Raw genomic sequence first — 16,038 nt, forward strand, 5'->3', positions numbered from 1 at the left:
GACTCCTCGGCGTGCGGCTCCCTGGACATGCCCGGGGCGCGGCCTGAACGCAAGGAGCCCGGCGCGTACGAGGGCGCACCGGGCTCCTGAAACCACGTGCCGCTTCAGCGAAGGACTAGAACTGCGCCTTCATGAAGGCCTTCATGCGCAGCTGGGTGAACTCGCGCTCCTCCATGCTGTTCCACCCGCCGAAGCGGTTGGTGAAGCCCGCCGAGCCCACCTTCACGTGGTGGTCCGCGGAGATGGTGTCGTCCGCGTACTGCGTGACGAAGCCCGTGCCGAAGTCCGGCTTGTACGTGCCGAACGCGTACTGCCCCTCGAGGCCGAACTCCACGCCCGACAGGATGTAGCGCGCGCGCACCAGGAGCTGGTTCTTGTTGTGCTTGCCGGACGCCATCTCGTGCAGGTTGTACGCCTGGAACGCCGTGTTGCCGTCCAGCAGGTCCGCGAAGAACTTCGAGTAGCTCGCGGACACATACAGGTCATCCGTGAACTGGTAGCCCGCGCCCGCCGTGAAGGTCGTGTAGTCCAGCACGCGGTCGTCGTCCGCGATGTTGTCGAACGGCTTCCACTGGTAGCCCGTCTGTCCCTGGCTGTTCGTGATGACGCCCGGGTTGCTGTACAGGCCCGAGGTGCTGTTGCCCGTGCTGTAGTCATTCACGAGCGAGTTGTCGCAGCCGCTGCCATCCGCCGCGCACGCGCCCGCCTGGTACGGCAGGAAGCGCGGGTCGTTCAGGCGCTTGTCCGTCTCGTGGATGTACTTGAAGCGACCAAACAGGTCGATGCCCTTGGCCACGTCCAGCACGTACTTGGCGCGCACCGCCACGATGTTGGTGCGCTTGTCCTGGAACGGCTGGAAGATGGAGCGGAAGTTGTGGCCCACGCCCGTGTCCAGCTCCGCGCCGGGGTACTGCGTCGCGTTGAGCGGCTGGCTCGAGTCTCCATACGCCTGCCAGTTCTGGCCGTAGGTGATGAACGAGTACTCGCCCGACAGCTCCAGCGCACCGTGCGTGTACACCGGGTTCGCCGTCACGCCGCGCCAGCCGATGACCGACTCGGCGAACGGCTCGTCGAAGTCCGTGAAGTCGTTGTCCACGTTCACGGTGGCCACCTGCTGGCCCTCGCTCGTCCAACCGCCGTAGCCAATGCGGGTGGGGTTGCCCTTGAACACGCCGTAGGACGCGTTGGACGGGCCCGGGAACGCGAAGCTGCCGTCGTGGCCCTCGGTGAGCAGCACGTCCGCCTCGCGGCGGCTGGCCATCACGGAGGTGTAGTTCTTGCCAATGCTGAACAGCTGGAGGTTCAGCGACAGGCCCATGTCCAGCGGGTCGTTCAGCGCCGCGTTCAACATGTACGTCTGGTCCGAGTGCCGGCCGGCAATCACGGCCGAGTAGCCGCTGATGCCATTGAAGTTCGCCGCCGAGAGAATCGGATCCGCGTTGGAGTACGACGTGTAGAACGCGGCGCGCACGTCCATCCACGAGCCCACGTGCACGCCGGCCTTCAGGCCGCCCACGCCGTTGCGGTAGCGCGGCGTCAGCGAGCGACCGTCGTCGACGTTGTTGTCGCTGGTGCGGACCTCCTGGTCGTTCGCGTAGTCGAAGATGCCGCCCAGGTCGACCATCTCATTGACGGTGTACTTGGCCTGGAAGCCATACACGGCGTCGTTGGCGTGGAAGAGGCCGGTGCTGAAGCCCGGGCCCGCCCACAGACGGGGCAGCGCGATGCGCGCCGCGTCCCACGTCAGCTTGCGCTCGAACGCGGAGCCCTGGAGCAGCACGGCCTGGGCGTTGTCGCGGTCGATGTAGCGGATGCGGCCAATGACAAACGGGTCGAACTGGCCCAGGTCGTTGGAGCCGATGACCGCCGTGTCCACCAGGTAGCCCGGGCGGAGCGTGACGGACATGCCGCGCAGCTTGATGTACTGGTTGGAGCGCGGGTCGAACTCGCCGCAGTCCCCCGCGACGCAGGGCTTGCTCGGGTCACCGCCGAAGCCACCAAAGTTCGTCCAGAAGTTCTGGTTGAAGCGGCTGTGAATGCGGCCGTTCACCTCGACCTGCGGAGACACCTTGGCGTTGAGGAGCAGCTCCAGCTCCGTGCCAATGCCGTTGTCGCCATAGCCTTCACCGGGGACCGTGGTGAAGTTGTACATGGCGCCCTGCTCCTGCATGTTGCCCAGGAGCCACTTCGTATAGGTGGTACCACCGATGGTCAGCTTGGGACCGCTGTCGTCGGCCAGAGCCGCCGCGGGCACGAGCGCCACCACCGCGGTGAGCGCACACGCTCCCCGCACCGCATGCTTGCGAATCTTCATATCGTTCCTGAAAACCTTCCCTCAGATGTTGTGACCGAGAGGGTTTCCCCTCTCCCGAGCCACCTCGACAAACCGAGGCAGCCCTCCCCAGGTGTCAAAAGCGAGTGCGGACTACTTCGTCTCGGCGTTGGCGGCGGGCTTCTCCGTCGCCGGAGCCGCGGGCTTCTCCGTCGCCGGAGCGGGAGCCGGTGCCGGGGCCGCGGGGGCCGCCTGCGCCGCCGCGGGCCGGTTGCCCACCATCTTCAGCGTGGCCTTCTTCGTCGCGGTGCCGTCCGCCGCGCACTCGTAGGTCAGCATGTCGTGCTGGGCCTTCACCTCGGACGCGTCGCCCTTGCCCTCGCCCGCGAGGACGTCAATGGCGTGCGGGTCGCAGTCTCCGTCGGTGCCGCCGCCAAAGCGGTGCTGGCCCTCGTACTCGTTCACCTTGCGGGTGAGCAGGTCATTGCCCGCGGGGAAGCCCTCGTTCGACTGCATCACCACCTGATAGCGCCACTGCGACGGGTCACCGGCGCCCAGGTCCGCGGCGTCCACGGTGGCGGTGATCTTCTTGCCGGAGCCCTTGGCGCGCAGCGGAACCACGACCGAGTCCTTCATGGCCGCGGCCTTGGTGTTCACCTCGTTGCGCACGCGCGACGAGCCCTGCGGCGAGATGACGACGACCTTGTCCCAGGCGTCCGCCGGGTCGAACGCGACGTTCAGGCCCGGGGGGCTGTCCGTGCGGCCGCTGCCGGGCTTGCCGTCGGTGTCGATGAAGACAAACACCTCCTGGACGGAGAAGCCGGAGCCCATGCGCCACGGGTCCTCGAGACCCGAGTTCACGCCAATCACGAAGTCCACCTTGGAGCCGGACTTCTCCACGGTCAGCTCGGTCAGGTCGAACGAGCCCTTCTTGTACACGGGGTCCGTCGGGTAGACATACTTGCCCGGGCCGTTGTCGTCGCCCGTCGGGTCCTTGAAGGTGACCTTGTCGGCCGCCAGCGCCGAGCTGCCCGCCAGCGACGCGGCGAGCGAGAGGATTGCGATACGGGAGTGCTTCATGGTGGTGCGGCTCCTTGCGGGGGGAGAAACAAGTGGGCGCTAGCCCTTGACGCTTCCAGCGGTGAGACCGGAGACCAGGTACTTCTGAAGAAAGAGGAAGAGGACGACGACCGGCACCGAGACGAGGATGGCGCCCGCGGCGAAGTAGCCCCACTGCTGGCTGAAGCCGCCCACGAAGAAGCGCAGGCCCACGGGCGCGGTGTACATCGCCTCCTGGTCCATGAACGTGGCGGCGAGGATGAACTCGTTCCACGCCGTCATGAAGCTGAAGAGCGCCGTCACGGACAGCGCGGGCTTGGCCAAGGGCAGGATGATGCTCCAGAAGATGCGGCTGACGGACGCGCCCTCCATCAGCGCCGCCTCCTCCAGGTCCTTGGGGATGGTGTCGAAGTAGCCCTTGAGCATCCACACGCTGAAGGGAATGGACGTGGTGGCGTAGACGATGATGAGCCCCAGCCGCGAGCTGCCCAATCCCAGCCACTGCACCAGGATGATGTAGAGCGGGATGAGCATCAGCGTGCCCGGGAACATCTGCGACACCAGGAACGCCATCAGCCCCGCGCGCTGGCCGGGGAACTTGAAGCGGCTGAAGGCATACGCCGCCGTGCACGCCACGAAGACACCCACCACGGTGGTGCCCGTGGCGATGATGATGCTGTTGAGCACCCACTTGGCGAAGGGCTGATCCGTCAGCACCGACGTGAAGTTGGAGAGCGACCACGTCTCCGGCCACGGGATGACGGCGCGCAGCCGGTCCATGGCGGTGGGGGACTCGGGCAGCGTGGAGATGGCCAGGCTCTGGCGGCCGGAGAACGCCAGGCTCACCACCCAGAGGATGGGGTAGAGCGTGAAGAGGGTGAAGCCGAGCAACAGCACGTGCAGCGGCAGGTGCGGCACACCCTCGCGTCGTGACGAGAAGAGCGCCATGGGTTACGCGGCCTCCGTGGCGCGGCTGACCCGGTTCTGCGCCAGGCTGTAGAGCAGCAGGATGCCGAAGATGATGGTCGCGTAGGCCGCCGCGTAGCCGTACCGGTAGCGCTGGAAGGCGAACTTGAAGGCCTGCGTCACCAGGATTTCGGTGGAGTTGCCCGGGTCGCCCGCCGTCACCAGGAAGATGATGTTGAACATGTTGAACGTCCACACCACCGACAGGATGACGGCCGGCACCAGCGCGGGCCGCAGCGCGGGCAACGTGATGGCGGTGAACTGCTGCCAGCGATTGGCTCCGTCCACGCGCGCGGCCTCGTAGAGCTCCGCGGGGATGGACTGGAGGGCGCCCAGTGACACCACCATCATGAACGGGAAGCTCAGCCACCCGTTGGTGGCCAGCGCCGTGAGGAACGAGGTGGTGGGCGAGTCGAACCACGACACCCCCTGCCCGCCAAACATCCGGATGACGTGATTCACCACGCCGAACTGCTGGTGGAACATGCCCTTCCAGATGAGCGCGGTGATGTAGTTGGGCATGGCCCACGGCAGGATGAGCACCACCCGGTACACCGGCCGCAGGCGCAGATTGGGCACGTTGAGCGCCAGCGCCAGCACCAGGCCCACCGTCACGCCGATGGCCACGTTGGTCACCGTCCACACCACGGTGAAGAACAGCGTGTAATAGAAGTTGAGGTAGTTGAAGACGAGCGAGCCATCCGCCGCCCGCCGCGCAATCTGGAAGTCGCCCAGGATCTCGACGTAGTTGCGCAGGCCGACCCACAGCTCCGACAACGGCAGGTGCGTGTTGTAGAGGTTCGCGTCCGTGAACGACAGCGCGATGCCATAGCCAAACGGGAAGAAGACCAGCAGCACCATGCCCACCAGCGCGGGCAGGATGTATGCGTAGGCCTGCCGGTGCTCCTTCAGCGTGGCGACGGTGTGGCGCAGTCCGCCCAGGCCCACGTACAGCAACAGCGCGAGCCCCAGCACGCCGAGCAACCCGAGCGCGCGACGGGCCTCGCCGCGCACCTGGGCCACGCGCGTGGCGAGCACCGCCTCCACGGGCTGGCCCGCGTCCGTCAGCAGCCCCAGCGGACGGCGCAGGGCGTCCGCGTCCCAGGCAGCGGGCGTGAGCGCGGGCTCGGTCCGCAGCCCTTGAGCGGACAGCAGGCCTTGTGCGCGCGCGGCGCGCTCGCGCAGCTCGGCGCCCACTGCGTCCTGGGTCCCGCGCAGCTCATCCGCCAGCGTGCGCAGGGAGTGGACCGCGTAGCCCCCCAGTCCCGCCACGAAGAGCACGGCCGCCACCGCGGCGAACACGCGCTGGCGCCGCACCCGGAAGCCCACCCCTGTGCAGACCACGAGCGGCAACAGGAAGGCGGCCAGCGCCTCGGCGAGTCCGCTCCGGCCCACGGGAGACACCGGCGGAGTCATCACCTCCACGGAGCCCACCACCGCGCCGTCCACCTCCACGGGCGCGGACAGCAGACGTCCCCCTGAAGGCAGCGTCTCGGCTTCCACCTCGGGCTTGCGCGCCCCCCCCTCTTCGCGGTTCGTCTCCACCGCGGCGCGCAGCCGCTGGCCTCGGTCGTAGAGCGGCTTCTCGTCGCGCGACAGCCGGCGCGGGGCCACCTTGTCACCGGTGTCCTCGGGGAAGGTGGAGGCCTCCAGCCGGATGCCGCTGAACGCGATGACGCGCACGGCGGCGCCCGCGGGCAGGGGCCAGTCCTTCACCACGGCGCGCACCGCATCGCCGGAGCCGCCCGCGCGCTGGACCATCTCCGCGAGCGAGAGCAGGGCCACGCCCGCGCGGCGCTGCTCACGTTCCACCGCGCGCTCCTCACTGGCGCGCGCGAGCAGCCCGTTCGCCAGGAACAACGACAGGCCCAGCGTGAGCGCGAGCCCACCCAGCACCCGGCCTCGGTGGAGCGAGGACGCGGGGCCGCCGCTCGCGCCCGTCAGGAGGACGTCCCCCTGTTGCCCGGACACGACGCCGGAGCCCGGTCCTCCCAGGCCACCCGCGGGCTGCTGTGGTGCGTTCGTGCTCACCCCGTCCTCACTTCTTCCGCAGGTTGGCGACGTCCTTCGCCACGGCCTTCTGGGCCACATCCATGGCGGCCTTGGGCGTGGAGGCCTTCTTCACGATGGCGTTCATCGCGCTCGTCGCGGGGGACCAGACCATGCTCATCTCCGGCACGTTGGGCATGGGCACGGCCACCTCGACCTGCTCGCGCATGGCCTTGAGCTGCGGATCCGCGGCCACCTTCGCGTCCGCGTAGACCGTCTGATTGGACGGGCTCTGGCGGCCCTCCAGGGCCAGCGTCCTCGCGGAGGACGCCTCGGTGAGGAAGCGCGCGAAGTCATACGCCGCCTCCTTGTTCTTGGACGGCGCCGCCACGTACACGCCCTCCACCGTCATCCAGGGAGACATCGGCTTGCCGCCGGCCTCGTCCAGGACGGGCAGCCGCGCCAGGCCGTAGTCCACGCCCTTGGCGACCTCGCCCAGGAACCAGGGGCCGGAGAACACCATGGCCGCCTTGCCCTCGTTGAACAGCGCGGTGATGAGCGCCGTGGACGGCTCGGTGGGGACGATGCCGTCCTTCTCCAGCCACTTCATCATCAGCTCGAGCGACTTCACGTTCTGCGGCGAGTTGAGCGTGGGCGTGACGTTGGGCCCGAAGACGCCCCCGCCAAAGCCATTCATCAGCGCCGCGTGGTAGTAGAAGTCGGAATAGGCATACGCCAGTCCGAAGCGGCCCGCCTTCTTGTCCGTCAGCGTCTTGGCCAGCTTCACCAGCTCGCCCGTCGTCTTGGGCGGCACCGGCACCAGCTTCTTGTTGTAGATGAGCGTGATGACCTTGTAGTTGAGCGGCAGCCCGTACGTGGTGCCCCGGTAGGTCATCGCCTCCATCGTCGAGGGGATGAAGCGCTTCTTCGTCGCGTCATCCAGGTAGAAGTCGATGGGCTCCACCGTGTTGCCGGACTCAATCCATCCGCCCAGCCGGTCCTGCGCGAAGATGAAGAGGTCTGGTCCCTTGCCGCGCGGCACGGTGGCGGAAATCTTGTCCGCGTATGCGTCGTAAGGGACGGCCAGCGTCGTCACCTTGATGCCCTTGGCGGCGTTGGCGGCGTTGTACTCCGCCACCACCTTCTCCAGCGCGGCCTTCTCCTCGGCGCGGTAGGCGTGCCACAGGACCAGCTCGGTGGCGGCGAGGGACGGCAGTGGCAGCAGGCCCAGCGCGCACAGGCACAGGGCCGCGACCAGGGTTCGCACGGTTGTCATTCCAGGGTCTCCAATGTCGGGGGGCTCAGACGGCGAGGCGCCGCTCGGTGGCGGCATCGAAGAGGTGCAGGGAGTCCAGCTCCACGGCCACGGGCAGCAATGCACCCGTCGCGGGTGACTCCCGAGGCGGCATGCGGAAGACGAGCGGGTTGTCACCCAGGCGCGCGTGGACGATGAGCTCGTTGCCCAGCGGCTCCACCAGCTCCACGCGGGCCTCCACCTGGGCTGTCTCACCGCGCGCGCGGGCGTCACCGGCGATGAGCTGATCCGGCCGGATGCCCACCTTCAGCGCGGTGCCGCCCTTGCCCGCGGTCAGCGCGCGCAGGGACTGGGGCACCGGCAGGCGGAAGCCCTCGCCCTTCAGGCCCGCGCCATCCGCTTCCAAGGTGGCGGACAGCAGGTTGATGGGCGGCGTGCCGATGAACTGCGCCACGAAGACGTTGGCGGGCCGCTCGTACACCTCCAGCGGCGTGCCGAGCTGCTGAATCTTGCCCTCCTTCATCACCGCGATGCGGTGGCCCATCGTCATCGCTTCAATCTGGTCGTGCGTGACGTAGACGGAGGTGACCTGGAGTCGGCTCTGGAGCTTCTTGATCTCCGAGCGCATCTGCACGCGCAGCTTCGCGTCCAGGTTGGAGAGCGGCTCGTCGAAGAGGAACACGGAGGGCTTGCGCACGATGGCGCGCCCCAGCGCCACGCGCTGCCGCTGTCCGCCGGAGAGTGCCTTGGGCTTGCGGTCCAGGAGGTGCGCGATGCCCAGCACCTCCGCCGCCTCGCTCACCAGCCGGTTCATCTCCGGCTTGGGCGTCTTGCGAATCTTCAGCCCGAACTCCATGTTCTCCCGCACCGTCATGTGCGGATAGAGCGCGTAGTTCTGGAACACCATCGAGACGTCGCGGTCCTTGGGCGGCAGGTCATTCACCGCCCGCGCGCCAATGGAGATGGTGCCGCCGGAGACCTCCTCCAGGCCGGCAATCATTCGCAGCGCCGTGGACTTGCCACAGCCGGAGGGGCCCACGAGGACCATGAACTCCTGGTCGCGAATCTCGAGGTTGAGCCCCTCGATGACCGACACGTCCCCGTATCGCTTCGCCACGTCCTTGAACCACACGCCGGCCATCAAGCCCTCCCCGCGCGACCCAACAGAGAACCGTCACATGCCCCCGCCACGCCGAGGCCGCTCATTGGGGGTGCCCCACGATTCGCGTGGACAGCGGCTCCAGCACCAGCTCCAACGTGGGGCCCGTGCTGACCCGCCCTGTGTTCAGCAGGTCTTCCACGACGACCTGGTCCCAAGCCGGAGGACGGGGCACCGACACGGTGGCGCGCGTCTCGCCCCGGTTCACCGCCACCAACACCGCGTCCTGGGTCTCCGGGTCCGTCCTCAGAAAGACATACACATCGCCCTCGGTGGACAGCGCCTGATGCGTGCCCCGAGACAACGCCGGATGCGCGCGCCGCACGGCGATGAGCCGGCGGTAGAAGTCGCGCAGGCGCTCGTCTCGCACGAGCCCCGCGCCCGGCTTCACCGCGCTCGAACCCCAGGGCATGTCTCCACGATTGGCGGGCCAGTCTCCACCGGGGCGCGCGACCTCCTCGCCGTAGTAGATGACGGGGATGCCCGAGGTGGTGAGCTGCAACGCCGCCGCCAGCTTGAAGCGCGCCAGGTCTCCCCCGAGCTGATGCAGCGCCCCGTCCACGTCATGCGAGGACAGGAAGTGCGCCAGGTGGTGACCCGCGCGCACCTTGCTCCGCGACTGGAGATACCGGTCGAACGCGATGGCGCGCCCGCGCCCCTGCACGAAGCCCAGCACGCTCCCCTGAAAGGAGAAGTCGAAGCCGGCGTCCATCTCGTCGCCCTCGAACCACGCGTCCAACGTCTGCGCGTCGCCGCCCCACACCTCGCCCAGGAGGAAGAAGCTGGGTGATACCTCCGCGCGCGTCCGGCGGCGGTGCTCCTTCCAGAAGTCGTGCGACACATGCTTCACGGTGTCCAACCGGAAGCCATCCACCCCCGAGCGCTTCGCCCAGTCGAGCTGCGCGTCGAGCAGGTAGCGCGCCACCTCGGGCTGCTCCGTCTTGAAGTCCGGCAGGCCCGAGACACACGACGTGACATCGTCCTGTCCGCAGGTGCCCGTCTCCTCGGAGCGAAACCACCCCGGGTGGTCCTTCAAGTAGCGCGAGCCATAGCCCGCGTGGTTGTAGACGACATCCAACAACACACGGATGCCTCGCTGATGACACGCCTCCACCAGCGCCTTGAAGTCCTGCTCGGTACCGAAGCGCGGATCCAACTGGTGGAAGTCATCCGCCCAGTAGCCGTGATAGCCCCAGTCCGGGAAGCCCGCGCCCGTGACGAACCCGTCGATGTTCTTCACCAGCGGCGTGAGCCACAGCGCCGTCACGCCCAAGGAAGACAGCTCATCCAGACGCGCGGTGAGCCCCTTGAGGTCTCCCCCATGAAAGGCCCCGGGCGCCGAGACATCCACCTTCGCGTTGTTGGAGGCGTCCCCGTCCGCGAACCGGTCGAGCACGACGAAGTACAAAACCTCGTCCGCCCACCGCCGCTCCGGGGCCGTGGGCTGGCGCGATGCGCTGGCGGCCTGCGCCACCGGAGGCGCGGCATCCACCGGGGTAGGTAGGGACTCAGCGGCCCCGTGGGCGCACCCCACCAGGCACGCCGCGGCGAGGCCAGGGAGCACGCGCCGGGTCCTTCCGAGGCGCCGGGGAACGTTCGTTTTCCGGCGAGAGCTGCGTTCGGCCATGGGCGGCGCACTGTACCGAACAGATTCCATCCCGGTGAAGTTCTCGCGGAACTTTTGCGGCGTACCGCTCCACTCTCCGAGGGGGCCGGACCCTCTCGGTGACGGGCGCGTCACACGACGCAGCGCGGCATCCAGGTGGGCCAGCGGGGGCCCAACCTCGCTTTGAAATAAATTCGAGTTTTACCGTCAATCAAGACTGGCCCGACATCCAACCGTCCGGCCTTGGAGGTCGTCCTGAACCCCTCTCTCCTGCATCCGCGCGTGGCGCGAGCGCTCGCGCTGGGCGCGCTCGTGGCCGCGCCCCTCCTGCCCACGGCGACGTGGGCCGCCGACCCCACCCGCGTCACCCTCGTGGGTGACTTGCAGACCGAGCTGGGCTGCGCGGCGGACCGCGACGCGAGCTGCGCCGCCACGGACCTGACCTACGACGCATCCGATGCGGTGTGGCAAGGCACGTTCACGGTGCCCGCGGGGACCTGGCACTTCCAGGTCGCGCTGGACGGCTCGCTATCCCAGACACGCGGCGGACCGGGCGGCACGGACGTGGTGCTCACGCAGCCTGTCTCCGGGCCCGTGAAGTTCTACTTCGATAACCAGACACAATATGTGGCGAGCAATCGCAGTCAGGTCGTCGCGGTGGCGGCGGGGAGCCTGCAAAAGGCGCTGGGCTGTCCCGATGACTGGAAGCCCGACTGCCTTCGCACGCTGCTCCAGGACCCGGACGGAGACGGCCTCTATACGCTCACCACGCGCGCCCTGCCCGTGGGCGCCTATCAGGTGAAGGTCGCGCTCGATGAGAGTTGGACGGTCAACTATGGGGCCAACGGCGTCCCCAATGGCTCGAACATCGGCTTCACCGTGTCCGCGCCGAACAAGGAGGCCGTGTTCACATGGAACGCCACCACCAAGAAGCTGCGCGTGAAGGTCGAGGGTGAGCCCGTGGGCGACCTGCGGATGGCGCGCGCGCATTGGATTTCACGCGACACCCTCGTGTGGGAGCCCGAGCAACTGAAGGATGGCGCCACGGTGCGGCTGCACTTCGACCCGGCGGGCGCGATGCACATCGCGGGCACGGGCATCGTGGGGGGCGACGCGTTGACGCTGACGCGCTCGACCTCGGGGCTGAGCGCCGAGCAACAGGCGCGCTTCCCGCAGCTCGCGGGACGTCCGGTGTTCAAGCTGGCCGCGGCCGACGTGGCCCGCGTGCCGGAGCTGCTCAAGGACCAGGTGGCGCTGTCCGCGACGGACCCCGATGGCAGGCCCGCGGATGCGACGGGCCTCCAGCTCGCGGGCGTGCTGGACGACGTGGATGTGTACACGGGGCCGCTGGGCGTGAGCTTCGAGCGCGGCCGGCCCACCTTGCGCGTCTGGGCGCCCACGGCGCGCGCGGTGAGCGTGCGCGTGTTCGAGGACGCTCGGCCCGATTCATCCTACGTGAGCGTCCCCATGACCGAGGGCGCGAAGGGCGTGTGGAGCGTCACGGGCGAGCCGTCCTGGTACGGCCGGTTCTATCTGTACGAGGTGCGGGTCTATGTCCCGCGCGAGGGCGCGGAGTTCATCAACCTGGTGACGGACCCCTACTCGGTGGCCCTCTCCACCAACAGCACGCGCAGTCAGATCGTCAACCTGGCCACCTCCGAGTTCCAGCCGCGCGGCTGGAACCAGCTCGCCAAGCCCGCGCTCGCGGCGCCCGAGGACATCGTCCTGTACGAGCTGCACGCGCGAGACTTCAGCATCCACGACCTGACAGTGCCGGCCGAGGAGCGCGGTACGTTCAAGGCCTTCACGCGGGACTCGGACGGCATGCGGCACCTGTCGCGGCTGGCGCGCGCGGGCGTCACCCACGTGCACCTCTTGCCGGTGTTCGACTTCGCGACCGTCAACGAGGACGCCGCCGCTCGCCGTGAGCCCGAGGGTGACCTCGTGTCGATGCCTCCGGACTCCGCGGAGCAGCAGGCGCGGGTGGCGGCGGTGGTGGATGAGGACGGCTTCAACTGGGGCTACGACCCGCTCCACTACACGGTGCCCGAGGGCAGCTACTCCACGAACCCCAACGGCCCCGCCCGCACGCTGGAGTTCCGCCAGATGGTGCAGTCGCTCAACCAGCACGGCCTGCGCGTGGTGATGGACGTCGTCTACAACCACACGCACTCGGCGGGGCAGGACGCCCGCAGCGTGTTGGATCGCATCGTCCCCGGCTACTACCACCGGCTGAACGACGACGGGAACGTGGAGACCAGCACGTGCTGCCAGAACACGGCGTCCGAGAACGCCATGTTCGAGAAGCTCATGGTGGACTCGGTGGTGACGTGGGCGCGCGAGTACAAGGTGGATGGGTTCCGCTTCGACCTGATGGGCCACCACATGAAGTCCACGATGCTGCGCCTGCGCGCCGCGCTGGACGCGCTCACGCCGGAGAAGGACGGCGTGGACGGCAAGAGCATCTACGTCTACGGCGAGGGCTGGGACTTCGGTGAGGTGCAGAACAACCAGCGTGGGGTGAACGCCACGCAGCGGAACATGGCTGGCACGGGCATCGGCACGTTCAGTGACCGGCTGCGCGACGCCGCGCGGGGTGGCAGTCCCTTCAGTGGCATCCAGGACCAGGGGTTCATCACCGGCCTGTCCCTGTGGAGCAACGGCACCGCGCAGGGCACGCCCGCGGAGCAGCGCGCTCGGCTGCTGCACGGCACGGACCTCATCCGCCTGGGGCTCGCGGGCAACTTGAAGGACTTCTCGATCGTGGACAGCACGGGCAAGGACGTGACGGGCGCGCAGGTGGACTACAACGGCAACCCCGCCGGCTACGCGCAAGACCCGCAGGAGGTCATCACCTACGTCTCCGCGCACGACAACGAGACCCTCTTCGACGCCGTGCAGCTCAAGGCCCCGCGCGAGGCCACCCTGGCGGACCGCGTGCGCATGCACAACCTGGGCATCTCGCTGGTGGCGCTGAGCCAGGGCATCCCGTTCTTCCACGCGGGCGACGAGCTGCTGCGCTCCAAGTCGCTCGACCGGAACAGCTACAACTCGGGGGACTGGTTCAACCAGTTGGACTGGACGTACCAGCGAAACAACTGGGGCGTGGGCCTGCCGCGTGGACAGGAGAACCAAGAGCACTGGCCCCTCTTCCGCACGCTGCTCGCGGACCCGGCCCTGAAGCCCTCACCCGCGGACATCCAGCGCGCGCTGGAGCACTTCGAGGAGATGGTGCGGATCCGCAAGAGTTCACCGCTGTTCCGGCTGCGCACGGGCGAGGCGGTGCAGCGCCAGGTGCGCTTCGAGAACACCGGTCCCGGACAGGTCCCCGGCCTCATCGTGATGAGCATCTCCGGAGAGGGCACCGACACGCCGGATGCGCGCGCGGTGGTGTTCTTCAACAGCGGCGTCACGCAGCAGACCTTCCAGTCCGAGCGCTATCGCGACCTCGCCCTGGTGCTCCACCCCGTGCAGAAGGACTCCACGGACCCCTTCGTGCGCGCGGCGACGTTCGACGCGCCCAGCGGGACGTTCACCATCCCGGCGCGCACCACCGCGGTGTTCCTCTCGCCGCCCCCGGGCAGCATCCCGCCGGACGGAGAGGATGGATGCAGCGCCACGGGGGGCTCGGCGTCCGCGCTCATCGCGCTGGGACTCCTGGCGGGAACAGCCCTGCGGACGCGGCGGCGGCGGACCTGAGCATGTCCCGACGGGTGGCGGCGCTGGGGCGCGCCGCCATGCCCTGCCCGGTCCTGGCGCGCCAGTTCGACCATGAAAGGAACATGAGAAGTCTCTCATTCTGCACCGTCGCTGACGATGACATGAGCCGTGGGGCTATCGTTCCGGTCGTCGCGGATGGACTCACTGAGGAACAGGTCATGGCAGTCAATGTCGAGGCAGTGCCTTTCAAGGGTAGGTCCAGGATGCTTCGTCGCGGGTCGCTGGCGGTCCTTGGGTGTGTGCTCGCGGGCCTTCATGTCGGGTGCGGTGGAAGTCTGGAGTCTGTGAGCACCGCCGAGTGCGCCTCGGGACTGAAGTGGACGGGCGGAGACAGCGGCTCCTCCGAGATGCACCCCGGAGGGGACTGCATCCAGTGCCACTCCCAGAAGAGCGATGCCCCTCGATTCGTGGTGGCGGGCACGGTCCACGCCGCCGCGCATGAGGCGAACGACTGCGCGGGTGTCGAGGGCGCCCAAGTCGTCATCACCGACGCCAAGCAGAAGGCGTACACGCTGCAGACGAACGCCGCGGGCAACTTCTACCTTCGCGCTGGAGACGCCCAGGACTTCGCGTTCCCATTCACCGCCCGGGTGACCCACGGGAGCGTCGAGCGTGCCATGAGCACGCCCCAGAACACCGGAGCTTGCGGCTCGTGCCACACCGTGGCGGGCACCCAGGGTGCCCCCGGGCGCATCAACCTCGAGTGACCCAGGGCTGGGTACCGCATCGACTGGACACGCACGAGAGGACCCGGCCCCAAGACGGGGGCCGGGCCTCGGGGACTCACGGCAGGGTGAGAATCTCGGCGCCCTGCTCGGTGACGAGGATGGTGTGCTCGAACTGCGCGCTGCGCTTGCCGTCCGCGGTGACGGCCGTCCAGCCGTCGTCCCAGCTCCGGTGGTGCCAGTCGCCCAGGTTGATCATCGGCTCGATGGTGAACACCATGCCCGGCTCAATCACCGTGTCCGCCTCGGCCTCGTAGTAGTGCGGAATCTGCAGCGACGTGTGGAACGTCTCGCCGATGCCGTGGCCACAGTAGGCGCGCACCACGCTCATCCCGTTCTTCGAGGCGTGTCCCTCGATGGCGCGACCGATGTCGCTGATGGGCCGCCCCACCTTCACCGCCCCGATGCCCAGGTCCAGGCACTCGCGGGTGACGCGCACCAACCGCTCGCTCTCGGGGTCCACCTTCCCCACGAAGTACGTGGCCGAGCAGTCCCCGTGGACGCCCTCCAGGAAGATGGTGATGTCCAGGTTGACGATGTCGCCGTCCTCCAGCGCGCGGCTGTCCGGGATGCCGTGGCAGATGACCTCGTTGACCGAGGTGCACAGCGACTTGGGATAGCCGTGGTAGTTCAGCGTGCTGGGATAGCCCCCGCGCTGGATGTAGGCCGCGTGGGTGATGGCGTCGATTTCGTCCGTGGTGATGCCAGGACGCAGGTGCGACGCCGCCTCCTGCAACACCTGTCCGGCCGCGCGGCAGGCCCGGCGCATGCGGGCCAGCACGTCCGGGCTCTTCACGTCCGACTCGGCGAACCGCGAGCGGCGAGGCTTGCCCGACTCGGCGTAGTCCGGCCGAGCGATGTTCGCGGGCACGCTGCGCCGAGGGCTGATGATGCCGGGGCGCACGCCGCCGGCGCGCACGGGCTCGGGGCCGCGCTTGCGGGCCTCGACGCTGTCCGCGCCACGGTGGCACTTCTTGTACTTGGAACCGCTGCCGCACCAGCACGGCTCATTGGGCCCAGGCAGCACGGCGGGGGGCGTGGTGACCGTCATCGCTCACCTCCCAGACGCATGTCCGGCGTCCGCCGCTCGCGCAGCCAGCGGATGACCTGGGGCTTCAACCAGAGGCGCGGTCGCCCGGTCCCCAGGTCCAGCACGGGACGGGGCATGTCCGGGTAACGGCGCAGATAGGTGCTGACGCTGTTGGTGTGGCGCAGGTGCAGCAGTCCCGCCACGCCCTGGGCATCAATCAGGTGCTTCGTGTTCACCAAGGGGCACATGGGGAGTGT

The 16,038-nt window shown here is 68.3% G+C and carries 11 protein-coding genes; 2 read left to right on the forward strand and 9 right to left on the reverse strand.

Features of this window, described 5'->3' with window-relative positions; genetic code table 11:
- Positions 1–115: 115 nt before the first annotated feature.
- The 7 genes from JGU66_28260 to JGU66_28290 all read right to left on the reverse strand — a co-directional run bounded on the left by JGU66_28260 (position 116) and on the right by JGU66_28290 (position 10,327).
- Positions 116–2,314 (reverse strand): hypothetical protein, encoded by a 2,199-nt coding sequence (locus JGU66_28260; protein ID MBJ6764680.1) that lies wholly within the window; start codon positions 2,312–2,314, stop codon positions 116–118.
- 111 nt (positions 2,315–2,425) lie between these two features.
- Positions 2,426–3,352: a hypothetical protein gene (locus tag JGU66_28265; GenBank protein ID MBJ6764681.1), complete on the reverse strand. Its 927-nt coding sequence runs from the start codon at positions 3,350–3,352 to the stop codon at positions 2,426–2,428.
- Positions 3,353–3,391: 39 nt separating this feature from the next.
- A complete protein-coding gene (locus JGU66_28270) occupies positions 3,392–4,279 on the reverse strand; it encodes a sugar ABC transporter permease (GenBank protein MBJ6764682.1) in 888 nt (295 codons plus the stop codon).
- Positions 4,280–4,282: 3 nt separating this feature from the next.
- Entirely contained in the window at positions 4,283–6,388 is a 2,106-nt protein-coding gene (locus tag JGU66_28275) for a sugar ABC transporter permease (protein MBJ6764683.1), read from the reverse strand.
- Complete coding sequence (locus JGU66_28280) at positions 6,336–7,562, reverse strand: extracellular solute-binding protein (protein MBJ6764684.1); 1,227 nt, start codon at positions 7,560–7,562, stop codon at positions 6,336–6,338. The genes JGU66_28275 and JGU66_28280 overlap by 53 nt, the downstream gene beginning before the upstream one ends.
- Before the next feature lie 25 nt (positions 7,563–7,587).
- A complete protein-coding gene (gene ugpC, locus JGU66_28285; GenBank protein ID MBJ6764685.1) occupies positions 7,588–8,682 on the reverse strand; it encodes a sn-glycerol-3-phosphate ABC transporter ATP-binding protein UgpC in 1,095 nt (364 codons plus the stop codon).
- A gap of 61 nt (positions 8,683–8,743) precedes the next feature.
- On the reverse strand, positions 8,744–10,327 hold the full coding sequence (locus JGU66_28290; GenBank protein ID MBJ6764686.1) for a DUF3459 domain-containing protein: 1,584 nt from the start codon (positions 10,325–10,327) through the stop codon (positions 8,744–8,746).
- Positions 10,328–10,588: 261 nt separating this feature from the next.
- Here JGU66_28290 and pulA point away from each other — a divergent pair, with 261 nt between their 5' ends.
- Both pulA and JGU66_28300 read left to right on the forward strand, forming a co-directional pair.
- A complete protein-coding gene (gene pulA / locus JGU66_28295; GenBank protein ID MBJ6764687.1) occupies positions 10,589–14,005 on the forward strand; it encodes a pullulanase-type alpha-1,6-glucosidase in 3,417 nt (1,138 codons plus the stop codon).
- Positions 14,006–14,310: 305 nt separating this feature from the next.
- Complete coding sequence (locus tag JGU66_28300) at positions 14,311–14,733, forward strand: hypothetical protein (GenBank protein ID MBJ6764688.1); 423 nt, start codon at positions 14,311–14,313, stop codon at positions 14,731–14,733.
- Between the two features lie 76 nt (positions 14,734–14,809).
- On the opposite strand, the gene map is transcribed toward JGU66_28300, so the two are convergent.
- Complete coding sequence (map, locus tag JGU66_28305; GenBank protein ID MBJ6764689.1) at positions 14,810–15,802, reverse strand: type I methionyl aminopeptidase; 993 nt, start codon at positions 15,800–15,802, stop codon at positions 14,810–14,812.
- The gene (locus JGU66_28310) at positions 15,799–16,029 is read right to left on the reverse strand and encodes a hypothetical protein (protein ID MBJ6764690.1); all 231 of its coding nucleotides are present in this window, start codon (positions 16,027–16,029) and stop codon (positions 15,799–15,801) included. Before JGU66_28310 ends, map begins: the two co-directional genes overlap by 4 nt.
- Positions 16,030–16,038: the final 9 nt, after the last annotated feature.

Source organism: Myxococcaceae bacterium JPH2, from assembly GCA_016458225.1.
In the GTDB taxonomy this organism is placed as follows: Bacteria; Myxococcota; Myxococcia; order Myxococcales; family Myxococcaceae; genus Citreicoccus.

Coding starts and splice junctions, on each gene's coding strand:
- JGU66_28260 (MBJ6764680.1), bottom strand. CDS start 2,314: ATGAAGATTCGCAAGCATGCGGTGCGGGGAGCGTGTGCGCTCACCGCG.
- JGU66_28265 (MBJ6764681.1), bottom strand. CDS start 3,352: ATGAAGCACTCCCGTATCGCAATCCTCTCGCTCGCCGCGTCGCTGGCG.
- JGU66_28270 (MBJ6764682.1), bottom strand. CDS start 4,279: ATGGCGCTCTTCTCGTCACGACGCGAGGGTGTGCCGCACCTGCCGCTG.
- JGU66_28275 (MBJ6764683.1), bottom strand. CDS start 6,388: ATGTGGCCCAGAAGGCCGTGGCGAAGGACGTCGCCAACCTGCGGAAGA.
- JGU66_28280 (MBJ6764684.1), bottom strand. CDS start 7,562: ATGACAACCGTGCGAACCCTGGTCGCGGCCCTGTGCCTGTGCGCGCTG.
- ugpC (MBJ6764685.1), bottom strand. CDS start 8,682: ATGGCCGGCGTGTGGTTCAAGGACGTGGCGAAGCGATACGGGGACGTG.
- JGU66_28290 (MBJ6764686.1), bottom strand. CDS start 10,327: ATGGCCGAACGCAGCTCTCGCCGGAAAACGAACGTTCCCCGGCGCCTC.
- map (MBJ6764689.1), bottom strand. CDS start 15,802: ATGACGGTCACCACGCCCCCCGCCGTGCTGCCTGGGCCCAATGAGCCG.
- JGU66_28310 (MBJ6764690.1), bottom strand. CDS start 16,029: ATGTGCCCCTTGGTGAACACGAAGCACCTGATTGATGCCCAGGGCGTG.